The 10,574-nt window shown below is 42.0% G+C and carries 11 protein-coding genes and 1 pseudogene; 6 read left to right on the forward strand and 6 right to left on the reverse strand.

Annotation, left to right across the window (positions count from 1 at the left end; genetic code table 11):
• Positions 1–87 (reverse strand): annotated as a pseudogene (locus tag PX482_RS21145) (IS200/IS605 family transposase); the annotation flags it as partial.
• Here PX482_RS21145 and PX482_RS21150 point away from each other — a divergent pair.
• Together PX482_RS21150 and PX482_RS21155 are read left to right on the forward strand one after the other, a co-directional pair.
• Positions 70–1,521 carry an AAA family ATPase gene (locus PX482_RS21150; protein ID WP_288094909.1) on the forward strand — a complete coding sequence of 484 codons (1,452 nt, stop codon included), beginning with the start codon at positions 70–72 and terminating at the stop codon, positions 1,519–1,521. The pseudogene PX482_RS21145 and the gene PX482_RS21150 overlap by 18 nt on opposite strands.
• A complete protein-coding gene (locus PX482_RS21155) occupies positions 1,521–2,087 on the forward strand; it encodes a hypothetical protein (RefSeq protein ID WP_002757849.1) in 567 nt (188 codons plus the stop codon). Before PX482_RS21150 ends, PX482_RS21155 begins: the two co-directional genes overlap by 1 nt.
• A 74-nt stretch (positions 2,088–2,161) precedes the next feature.
• Here the strand turns inward: PX482_RS21155 and PX482_RS21160 are convergent, their stop codons facing one another.
• Entirely contained in the window at positions 2,162–2,590 is a 429-nt protein-coding gene (locus PX482_RS21160) for a Tery_1686 family protein (RefSeq protein WP_002743840.1), read from the reverse strand.
• 198 nt (positions 2,591–2,788) lie between these two features.
• On the opposite strand from PX482_RS21160, the gene PX482_RS21165 reads away from it, so the two are divergent.
• The gene (locus tag PX482_RS21165; protein ID WP_002757850.1) at positions 2,789–4,093 is read left to right on the forward strand and encodes a hypothetical protein; all 1,305 of its coding nucleotides are present in this window, start codon (positions 2,789–2,791) and stop codon (positions 4,091–4,093) included.
• Here PX482_RS21165 and PX482_RS21170 read toward each other — a convergent pair.
• Complete coding sequence (locus PX482_RS21170) at positions 4,015–4,257, reverse strand: hypothetical protein (protein WP_192846060.1); 243 nt, start codon at positions 4,255–4,257, stop codon at positions 4,015–4,017. The genes PX482_RS21165 and PX482_RS21170 overlap by 79 nt on opposite strands.
• 115 nt (positions 4,258–4,372) lie before the next feature.
• Positions 4,373–5,899: a YifB family Mg chelatase-like AAA ATPase gene (locus PX482_RS21175; protein ID WP_002757852.1), complete on the reverse strand. Its 1,527-nt coding sequence runs from the start codon at positions 5,897–5,899 to the stop codon at positions 4,373–4,375.
• Between the two features lie 181 nt (positions 5,900–6,080).
• Here PX482_RS21175 and PX482_RS21180 point away from each other — a divergent pair, with 181 nt between their 5' ends.
• Positions 6,081–6,422, forward strand: coding sequence for a histidine triad nucleotide-binding protein (locus tag PX482_RS21180; RefSeq protein WP_002757854.1), 342 nt, complete (start codon positions 6,081–6,083; stop codon positions 6,420–6,422).
• 83 nt (positions 6,423–6,505) lie between these two features.
• Positions 6,506–7,039 (forward strand): retropepsin-like aspartic protease family protein, encoded by a 534-nt coding sequence (locus PX482_RS21185; RefSeq protein ID WP_185237484.1) that lies wholly within the window; start codon positions 6,506–6,508, stop codon positions 7,037–7,039.
• A 182-nt stretch (positions 7,040–7,221) separates the two neighbouring features.
• On the opposite strand, the gene hppD is transcribed toward PX482_RS21185, so the two are convergent.
• Both hppD and PX482_RS21195 read right to left on the reverse strand, forming a co-directional pair.
• Positions 7,222–8,307 carry a 4-hydroxyphenylpyruvate dioxygenase gene (gene hppD, locus PX482_RS21190; protein WP_288026615.1) on the reverse strand — a complete coding sequence of 362 codons (1,086 nt, stop codon included), beginning with the start codon at positions 8,305–8,307 and terminating at the stop codon, positions 7,222–7,224.
• A gap of 126 nt (positions 8,308–8,433) precedes the next feature.
• Complete coding sequence (locus PX482_RS21195; protein ID WP_002757862.1) at positions 8,434–9,138, reverse strand: SDR family oxidoreductase; 705 nt, start codon at positions 9,136–9,138, stop codon at positions 8,434–8,436.
• 131 nt (positions 9,139–9,269) lie between these two features.
• Between PX482_RS21195 and sat the strand changes: the two genes are divergently transcribed.
• Positions 9,270–10,439: a sulfate adenylyltransferase gene (gene sat, locus PX482_RS21200; protein ID WP_288026614.1), complete on the forward strand. Its 1,170-nt coding sequence runs from the start codon at positions 9,270–9,272 to the stop codon at positions 10,437–10,439.
• Positions 10,440–10,574 lie beyond the last annotated feature (135 nt).

Raw genomic sequence — 10,574 nt, forward strand, 5'->3', positions numbered from 1 at the left:
GAAAACGGCTTTACGATATTTGGCTGGGAACACTAAATGATATAGCAAAACACTTACATTATGGCTCTTATGGATGTATTCACTCATTTTTCTATTGTACGCCGCGAGCGGCGGGGAATTAGACCCGAAGAGATTAAAAATCTTGGCATTTTAAAACAAGCAGAATTCAGTCTAGGCGACCTCACAATTATCTGTGGTCGTAATAATACAGGTAAAACTTATGCTACCTACGCTTTATTCGGTTTTTTAGACACTTGGCGAAGACTATTAACGAAACCAAGATTTGGCCTCAAAGAAAAAATTGAGCAACTACTTTCTGATGGTGTAATTAGTCTCGATCTACAGGAGTATGTTCAACAGTGTGAAAGTATTCTTACTACAGGTTGTCAAAGATATATTCAACAAATACCTGAAGTTTTTGCGGCCAACGAGGAGAGATTTAAAAATGTTGATTTTCAGATAGAATTAAATTTTGACAATATTCAATTTCAAAATAAGTATGAAAAGAAAATTAGTACAGCAACATGGGAAATTATCTCGATTAGCAAACCTGAAAATGACCCTTATTTATCCATCACATTATTAACAGAAACAGAAAAAATAAATCTGCCAGTGCATTTTCTTGAGGAGATCATTTACGACAGCATCCAAGATATAATTTTCTCTCAGTTTTTTCCCAGGCCATTTATTGCCAGTGCAGAAAGGACAGGAGCGGCAATTTTTCGCAAAGAGTTAAATTTTGCTCGTAATCGTTTACTGGAAGAAATTAGCAAAAATAGCAATTTTGATCCTAGGGAACTGTTATTTAATGTTTCTCAGGATTATGCGCTACTGGTTAAAAAAAATGTAGATTTTACTAGACAAATAGAAACAATTGTCAAAAAAACTAGCTTTATTGACGAAAATCATCCCAGTATTTTAGAAGATTTTGCCGATATTATTGGTGGTCAATATATGATTACTAACAATGATGAACTTTATTACATTCCTAAAGTAAAAAGACAAGGAAAAAGACTTAGACTATCGATGGATGAAAGTTCTAGTGCTGTACGTTCTCTTTTAGACATTGGCTTTTATTTAAGACACGAAGCTCGCATCGGAGATTTGTTGATAGTAGATGAACCTGAATTAAATCTCCATCCAGAAAATCAACGCCGTATCGCTAAACTTTTCGCTCGACTGATCAACATTGGTATTAAAGTTTTTATCACTACTCACAGTGATTATATTATCAAGGAAATAAACACATTAATTATGCTTAACCATAATCAACCACACCTGAAACAAATTGCCGCAGAAGAAGGCTATAGACAAGAGGAATTATTATCGGCCGATCAAGTTAAAGTCTATATTGCTGAAGAAGATTCAAAGATTTTAAAAGGACAAAAAAGAAAGACCAAATTTCACACTTTAAATCCCGCTAAAATTGATCCAGAAATGGGTATTGAAGCGCGTAGTTTTGATACTACTATCGAAAATATGAATCGTATTCAAACGGCTATTATTTGGGGTGAGGAGTAATGTCTGATATTGCTATCCTCAAAGAAATGATTAGGGATTGTGCGATAGTAGAGTTAGAGTATAAAAAAGAATACAAACGAGATAGTTATTTACTGAAACTGACAGAAAATCAAGATAACTATTCGTTTGTGATTAGTGGAATGCCTGAACCCGATCGAGTTATTGTGATCAAGCTAGATGAGTTTTTTGATGTCCGCACAATTTTTACTGGTGATAAAGGTGAGTGTAAGCGTGCAGATTTTATAATTATCGCTAATACCACTTCTGAAAAAGTTATCCTTTGTCTGGAAATGAAGAAAAGCAGAGATTCTAATTCATCGATAACCAAACAATTAAAAGGAGCCGAATGCTTTGTCTCCTATTGTCGTGAAATCGGACGCTTATTTGGGAATCAACCCGATTTTCTTCAGGACTATCAATATCGCTTTGTTAGTATTAAAAATATCAGTATTTCTAAAACAACCACCAGCAGCCGTAAATCCTCTCAAAAAAATGAGATTCACGATCAACCAGAAAAAATGTTAAAAATTTCCGCTAAAGCGAAGCACTTTCAAGAATTAATTTAGTCCTATAGCTTCTCATTATGACCGATTTAATCTCGATCGAATAACGATCTTTTGCCGAGAGTGCTGAAAGAGCCTTATCGATGCTCATTTTTAAAAACTTCAAACACCTGCCGGCTGAAATATTTTAACTTATCAGCCACCTTAGGAGAAGGTTGATAATTGCCGACTAATTGCCAATTTTCCACCGTAGATAGTCGCCAAGCGGTTCCTTGATGGTTAAAAGCCTGCATTTCTAAGCCAATCAAACGCTGATGCTGATCCTCGCTATCGAGATGAAAACGAATTTGTACCAGAATACTGCGCCCTTGAATTCTGGGACTCCAACCGGGAAAATGGAAAGCGATATCGATCGAGTCGGGATCCGTTAACTCCCTTGTGTGGGGATCATTGCGCCAAGGTTTCAGATCTGCCTTTGCATCGGGGAATTGTTGTTTAAACAGGTTGACGAGTGTGGCGATCTTCGCCGTTAATTCTAATCCTTTTGCCTGTTCCGACGCATTCATGCTCACCTCTGATAATTGCTTATAAAGTAACTATTTATACAGTTTAGCCCTGCTTTTTGCGACTATTGGAACAATTATAACGATATTTTCTCGATCGAGTCCAAAATGCCGCACCTGTCAATCAAGATAGCCGCTGCCAAAAAGACAAAATCAAAACTAAACTAGAAAATAGGATAATCGACAGGAACAGTATTTTCTATGAATCCCCAAGAGTCTCTATTACAATCGATCGAAAAATTAGGCTATCGGGTTACGGTGGGTGATGTGGCGGCAAAATCGGGTTTAGAGATTAACGCTGCACAACAGGGATTATTAGCTTTAGCGGCGGAAGCGGGGGGACATTTACAGGTAGCAGATACGGGGGAGATTATCTATCTTTTTCCCGAAAATTTTCGCTCAATTCTTCTGAATAAATATTGGCAATTGCAGTTAAAAGCTTTCGGGAGTAAAATCTGGCAAGTAGTTTTTTATGTTATTCGCATTTCCTTTGGTATTGTTTTAATTATTTCGATTTTAATCCTGTTGCTCGCTATTCTGGCGATCCTGATAGGCTTAATGTTCAAAGATAGTGACTCGGATAACAATTCTGGAGATAGCAAAATTAATATTAACTTCTTTCCCACGGACTTTTTCTGGATTTTTTATCCCGATTTTGGTAATAACTACTACGAAAGAAGAGATCGGGAAGTTAAGGCAGAAAAACCCCCTAGTAAGATGAATTTTCTCGAGGCAGTTTTTTCTTTTCTCTTTGGCGATGGCGATCCTAATTTTAATTTAGAGGAGAGACGCTGGCAAACTATCGGTAAAGTAATTCAAAATAATCGTGGCTCGATTATTGCTCCACAAATTGCCCCCTATCTGGATAGTATTACCCCCAGTCAGGAGGAGACAGAAGATTATATACTTCCAGTTTTAACTCGCTTTAATGGGTTGCCGCAGGTGTCCGATCGAGGCGATATTATCTATTATTTTCCCGATCTACAGGTGACAACCAAAGAGAGAAAAGTACAAGCATTGTCACCCTATCTAAGGGAAAAAAGCTGGAAGTTTAGCGAAGCGGATAGCGGTCAAATTATCTTAGCTTTAGGTTTAGGGGTGGTTAACTTTATCCTCGCTTTAGTTTTAGGATTTTTGCTCAACAGTGATAGTGTTGATTTGAGCGGTTCTCTGGGGTCGATAGTCACAGGTATCTACGGTTTTCTCCTCAGTTATGCCGCTGCTTTTTTGGGGATTCCCCTCGGTCGTTATTTCTTTTTACAGTGGAGAAATAAGCGGGTTAATCAACGCAATCAACAGCGAGAAAAAAGAGCAGATTTATTAGCCCAAAATAATCCTGAATTAGAGCAAAAACTGGCCTACTCTCGTCAATTTGCCGACCAAAAAGTGATTAGGGATGCTGATATTAGTTATTCTACGGATCAAGACTATCTCGAACAAGAGAGCGAGCGCTCGGATAAAATCGATCGAGAATGGCAAAAACGCTTAGAATCCCCCGATTCCTGACTCCTGACTTGAAAGAGGGTGTAGGGTGTGGGGTGTAGGGTGTAGGGTGTGGGGTGTGGGGTGTAGGGAGATGGGGAAGTGGGGAAATGGGGAAGTGGGGAAATGGGGGAATTATGAATTGGGAAATGGGGAAGTGGAGTAGTGGGGTATTGGGGGAATTTCAACTAAAACCCCAACACCCTAAAACCCTAAAACCCTAAAACCCTATCTCCAGACTCCTGAATCCTGAATCCTGACGACCGACTCCTAACCCCAGCAACAAACTTTTTGCCGCAAACCCTAACTTAAACGATCGAGAGTGCGATACTGAATTGCTTCGGCAACGTGGGAACTTTTCAGCATTTCACTATCTCCTAAATCGGCAATGGTGCGGGCAACTTTGAGAATGCGATCCATTGCTCGGGCCGATAAACCCAATTTTCGGATTGCCCCTTCTAAAATATGGCGACTGCTATGATCAAGAGCGCAAAAACCCCGCAAATGCTCGGAATTCATCTCCGCATTAGAGCGAATCCCCGTATTCTGAAAGCGATCGCTGGCCTTTTGTCTGGCCCTTTCTACCCGTTGCCGCACTTGCTCAGAAGCTTCTCCCCGACTCTCTTGGGTCATTTCTTCTGGTTTCAGGCGATTTACCGTCACTTGTAGGTCAATACGGTCTAAAAGCGGCCCCGATAATTTCGCCCAATATTGTTCCCGTTGTCGCGGTGAACAGCTGCAGGGTTGCACCGAATCGCCGTAATAACCACAGGGACAGGGATTGGTACTGGCCACTAGAGTAAAACGGGCCGGAAAAGCGACGGAAAGACGAGTGCGAGAAATGCTCACATAACCATCCTCTAGGGGTTGCCGGAGATATTCCAAGACACTGCGCTTAAATTCCGTTAATTCGTCCAAAAATAAAATACCACGGTGGGAAAGGGAGATTTCTCCCGGTCGGGGATAAGTGCCACCTCCCACCAGCGCTGCCCCGGAAGCGGAGTGATGGGGACTGCGAAAAGGACGCTCGCGCACCAGGGAACCTCGATCTTTCAGTAATCCGGCGACGGAATGAATCTGGGAGACTTCTAGGGATTCGGCAAAGGTAAGCTGGGGCAGAATACCTGGTAAACGTCGCGCTAACATGGTTTTACCGCTGCCCGGTGGCCCGACAAAAATTAGGTTATGACCTCCAGCTGCGGCAATTTCCAGGGCCCGACGACCAATGGCTTGGCCTTTGACATCCTTGAGATCGGGGAGATTTACCCGCGATCGCCCAAATTCCTCGGCAGCGTTAAAAGTCATCGGTGAATGGCGATCGGGTTCATTTAAGAAATTTACCACTTCCGATAGATGACGAAACCCATACACTTGTACGCCTTTGACCACGGCCGCTTCTTTGGCATTATCGGCAGGAACCACTAAACCCTTAATCCCCATTTTTTCGGCGGCGGCAGCAATGGGTAAAACCCCCGCCACGGGACGCAAACTACCATCGAGGGATAATTCACCTAAAAAGAGAAAATCCCCCAATAAATCGGCTTCTACCTGTTCGGAAGCCCCTAAAATGCCGATACTAATCGGTAAATCATAAATCGGCCCCTCTTTGCGGATATCGGCGGGACTTAAATTGATGACAATTTTGCGGATGGGAAAGGCAAATCCGGCATTTTTTAGGGAAGCTTTTACCCTTTCTTTCGACTCCTGCACGGCGGTATCGGGTAAACCCACCACGGCAATTCCGGGTAATCCCCCCGATACATCCACCTCTACCCCGATTTTAATGGCATCGATGCCGATAATTGCCGCACTCCAAACCCTTGCTAACATTTTGGCTCAAGTAAAAATAAAGTGAGTTCTTAGGAAAATGAAACAGGATGTTAGGCTAGTTTTCCGCACAAAAATGATTTTATCTGGGAATTTACCCTGAAAATCAGCGTATTTCTCGGGATAACCTAGCCAGAAAAGCTGAGAGCTTAATGGTATAGTTGAAAAAAAAAGTAATCTGTCTATGAGTGAGACTATTTTTAGCAAAATTATCCGGAAAGAAATTCCAGCCTCGATCGTTTATGAAGATGATCTGGTTCTCGCTTTTCGAGATGTTAATCCCCAAGCACCCACCCATATCCTCATTATCCCCAAAAAACCGATTCCGAAACTAGAGGAAGCCAGCGACAGCGATCGAGATCTATTGGGACATTTGTTACTAACTGTTAAAAAAGTGGCCGCCGAAGCTAAATTAAGTCAAGGTTATCGAGTAGTGATCAATAATGGGGAACATGGGGGTCAAACCGTCGATCATCTTCATGTCCATCTCTTAGGCGATCGCATAATGGCTTGGCCTCCGGGTTAAACTCCTGTTATTCTCCCGCATTTTTGGGGAATTCTAGAACTAGAATCGTTCTTTTCCGAGTCGGTCTTCTCGATGTTGAACCCATGAATAGGTCTATTTCTGCGATCGCATTGTCCAGCACCCTGCTGTTATTTCCCTTCACCCCTACGACTCTCGCTCAATCGGAATGCTTTCTCCAAAGAGCAGATGGACAACACATAGATCTTAGCCGTCTCTGTGGCAGTTCATCTAGAAATAGGAAAAATTCCCCGCAAGTTTATCAGCTACCGATTCAACGCCGGGTTAACGGCATTCCCACGGTGATGGTGGTTTTTAATAACCGTCACTATTATGAAATGCTTTTTGATACAGGTGCTAGTGGCATCGTCCTCACCGATGCCATGGCGAAAGCGATGAAAGTCAAACGGGAAAAGGAAGTAGTCGCTCATACCGCCGGCGGTGTCGTTACTGTTTATCTTGGTCGCATTAATTCTGTTAAGGTTGGCGAGGTGGCTTTATCTAATCAGATTGTTGGTATTTCTCCCCAAATGGAAGGATTAGGACTCTTGGGACAAACTTTTTTTGGTTCCTATGATGTCACGATCAAAAAAGATGTGATTGAATTACGTCATCGTTGATAAGTAGCTGGTTATAATTAAACTAAAAATGGATTTTAGGTTCGATCCCCCCTGCCCCCCTTGATAAGGGGGGTGCCGATAGGCGGGGGGATCCCCCCTGCCCCCCTTGATAAGGGGGGTGCCTGAAAACTTTTAACACCTACCTACTTAGTCTGACGGGAAAAATGCTCGCTTTTCTGATTCTAATCTAAAGTTCCTCGCTGTATTTGTTCCCGTTCGATCGCTTCAAATAAAGCCCGGAAGTTGCCTTCTCCAAAACCTCTAGCGGCATGACGTCGCTCGATTAATTCAAAAAAGAAAGTCGGCTGGGAAAAAATTGGTTTAGTGAAAATTTGCAGTAAAGTCGGCTTTTCCGGGAGAGAATAACTATTTTGTTCAAAATCGATGAGAATTTCCTGCTTTTTAATTTCTGACCATTCCCAATCAGCAATATTAAAATCTTTTTTTTGATAGTTAATTTGTTGATAATAACTGTCGGGAACTGCTAAAAATTCTACCTTTTTTTCTCTTAACTTTTTAGTTAAGTTTACAATATTTTCTGTTTTTAAAGCAATGTGTTGAATGCCAGATTTTTGATTAATATCTAAAAATTCTTGTATTTGAGAACTGTTACTATCTGGCTCATTAATCGGTAATTTTAATTCAGTTTTCGGGTAAACAAGTACCTGAGAATAAAGACCAGAACGCTCCGTTTTAATAGTAAAAGTTTGCCTTTTTTTAAAGCCTAAATTTTCCTCATACCAATTGGCTGTTAACTCTAAATTCCCTTGAAAAACATTTAAAACTAAGTGATCAATTGCCAGAATATCCTGATTATATTGTTGCTGACTATCGTATTGAATCAGATGAGGATCGGCTAAAATTGGCGTGATTCCCTGCCTTTCAATTAACGTATGTTTGAGATCAGCAATGCTAGAGATTTGACAGCTTTTTATCTTACCCCTAGCCAAAACAGTTTCCTCAATAAAAATGTCCTGTTTAATTCTCCTAGCTAAACTGTCTAAATCCTCCACTTGAAAAGCTACATCCGCCACCCCTTCAGGATATTTACTTAAAAATTCCGCCACGGGACTAAGGGAATTTAAGGGAGAAGATAAGATAAAAATAATCTGTTTAGTTTTATCTTTTTGGATGCCATTGCCAACTATTTCCGTGTGCGTGTGGAGATTCACCAAACTTGCGATCGCCTGAAAATCCATCACCCGCACAAACCAATCTCGCCATTTTTTGGCCGATTCTACATAAAAATGAATATGATCAACAAACATAGATAAAGTCAAAAAAAGGTTTTTTTCAGTGAGCAGTAAACATTGAAAATAAAACTCCGAACTTGCCACTTAATGCTATTCACTGATAACTGATAACTGATAACTGATAACTGAAAAAGCTGATGACTAAAAAAAGAGATGACTATCGGGTTGAATATTAATTTCCATGGGGACGGCTTGGGGTTCAGCATTCATGGCAAAATAGATAGCATCGGCGGCGGTTTGAGCGGTTAACATTTTAGTGCGATCAACTTTTAAGCTCACCTGATCCCAAAAAGGAGTATCGACACCACCAAAATAGAATAAAGTCATTTTAATACCATAGCGTTTTAACTCATCGGCCAAACATTTACTAAAACCGACCACCCCGTACTTAGAAGCACAATAAGCGGCAGCCATAGCCATAGAATGCTTACCCAAAATTCCCACCACATTACAGATATGACCGGCCTTATTTTCCTTCATCACATTAGCCGCAGCCTGACAGGTATAAAAACTCCCCTTCAGATTGAGGTCGAGCATTTTATCTAAATCTTCCGGCGTGATTTTATTGTATTGTTTCATCACACCGGCTCCGGCCGCATTAACCAACACATCCAACCGGCCGTAATGGGAGACAATTTTTTCCATCAAAGTTTCTACCTGAGTCGGATTGGTGATATCCGTCGGCACAATTAAAGAGGGACAAGGCAACTCACTGGCTAAATTAGATAAATTATCGGCATTTCTGGCCACTAATACGAGTTTATGACCATTAACAGCTAGTTTACGGGCTAAAGTGGCACCGATACCCCCCGTAGCGCCGACAATCAGGACAACTTTTTCGCTCATAATTATTTACAATTCTTTACAAACATTATTGTAAACTGTTCCGACTGGAAAATCATCGCTAGTCCCAACCCCTTGATTAAGGGTTAGCCAACTTCTGATAGGATAAACCGTGACAATGTAAAGAAATTTTTATGACTGTACTGACCGAAGGAATCGCGCCCCACGGTGGGCAATTAATTAATCGTATTGCTACCGCTGCCGAAAAAGCCGAATTTCTGGCCCTAGCTGAAAAACTACCGCGAGTTTCCTTAGATGAACGAGCGCTCTCGGATTTAGTTATGATTGCTATTGGTGGCTTCAGTCCCCTCAAAGGCTTTATGGAACAGGACGACTACGAAAAAGTCGTCGATGATATGCGTCTAATCAATGGTTTACCCTGGGCAATTCCCGTGACTCTTTCCGTTAGGGAAGAAGTGGCGGATCCGCTCAAAGAAGGCAACTGGATTCGTTTAGATGACAGCGAAGGCAACTTTGTCGGAGTCCTGGAATTAACCCAAAAATACCGTTATAATAAAGCCCACGAAGCAGTTAACGTCTATCGTACCGACGACCAGAAACATCCCGGGGTAAAAGTCCTCTACGAACAGGGAGAAATTAACCTCGCAGGTCCAATATGGTTACTTCAGCGCGATCCTCATCCCCAGTTTCCCAAATATCAGATCGATCCTCTGCAATCGCGCAAAATTTTCCACGAAAAAGCTTGGAAAACGATTGTCGGTTTCCAAACCCGTAATCCCATCCACCGGGCCCACGAATACATTCAAAAATGCGCCCTAGAAGTGGTAGATGGTTTATTCTTGCATCCTCTTGTCGGCGCTACCAAAAGCGATGATGTGCCGGCCGATGTGCGGATGCGTTGCTATGAGATCATGATGGATAAATACTTCCCCCAAGATCGCGTTATTCTGGCTATCAACCCCTCAGCTATGCGTTACGCGGGTCCCCGGGAAGCAATTTTCCACGCTATTATCCGTAAAAACTACGGTTGTACCCATTTTATCGTCGGTCGTGACCATGCCGGAGTCGGCGACTACTACGGAACCTACGATGCTCAGTATATCTTTGATGAGTTCGAGCCTGGGGAATTGGGAATCGTGCCGATGAAGTTTGAACACGCTTTCTACTGTACCCGCACTTCGGGAATGGCAACCACCAAAACTAGCCCCAGTTTACCGGAAGAAAGAATCCACCTTTCGGGAACAAAAGTCCGGGAACTGCTGCGTAAAGGAGAATTACCACCTCCGGAATTCTCCCGTCCAGAAGTGGCTGCCGAATTAATCCGCGCCATGCAAGGATCTTGACATCCTCGCCGCCCTAAAAGTGCGGCGATTCCTAAACCTCACGATTTAAGTTTCTGCTTCCACCACCGTCGCATACCACAGTTAAAAAACCATGTACTGTCTTACACAGAGTCCACAGACTTTCGCCCCATTTCA

This window comes from Microcystis sp. M53602_WE12, assembly GCF_030065455.1.
Taxonomy (GTDB): Bacteria; Cyanobacteriota; Cyanobacteriia; order Cyanobacteriales; family Microcystaceae; genus Microcystis; species Microcystis aeruginosa.

Coding starts and splice junctions, on each gene's coding strand:
- PX482_RS21155 (WP_002757849.1), top strand. CDS start 1,521: ATGTCTGATATTGCTATCCTCAAAGAAATGATTAGGGATTGTGCGATA.
- PX482_RS21180 (WP_002757854.1), top strand. CDS start 6,081: ATGAGTGAGACTATTTTTAGCAAAATTATCCGGAAAGAAATTCCAGCC.
- hppD (WP_288026615.1), bottom strand. CDS start 8,307: ATGTTTGTTGATCATATTCATTTTTATGTAGAATCGGCCAAAAAATGG.
- PX482_RS21195 (WP_002757862.1), bottom strand. CDS start 9,138: ATGAGCGAAAAAGTTGTCCTGATTGTCGGCGCTACGGGGGGTATCGGT.
- PX482_RS21165 (WP_002757850.1), top strand. CDS start 2,789: ATGAATCCCCAAGAGTCTCTATTACAATCGATCGAAAAATTAGGCTAT.
- PX482_RS21160 (WP_002743840.1), bottom strand. CDS start 2,590: ATGAATGCGTCGGAACAGGCAAAAGGATTAGAATTAACGGCGAAGATC.
- PX482_RS21150 (WP_288094909.1), top strand. CDS start 70: ATGGATGTATTCACTCATTTTTCTATTGTACGCCGCGAGCGGCGGGGA.
- PX482_RS21175 (WP_002757852.1), bottom strand. CDS start 5,899: ATGTTAGCAAGGGTTTGGAGTGCGGCAATTATCGGCATCGATGCCATT.
- PX482_RS21185 (WP_185237484.1), top strand. CDS start 6,506: ATGAATAGGTCTATTTCTGCGATCGCATTGTCCAGCACCCTGCTGTTA.
- sat (WP_288026614.1), top strand. CDS start 9,270: ATGACTGTACTGACCGAAGGAATCGCGCCCCACGGTGGGCAATTAATT.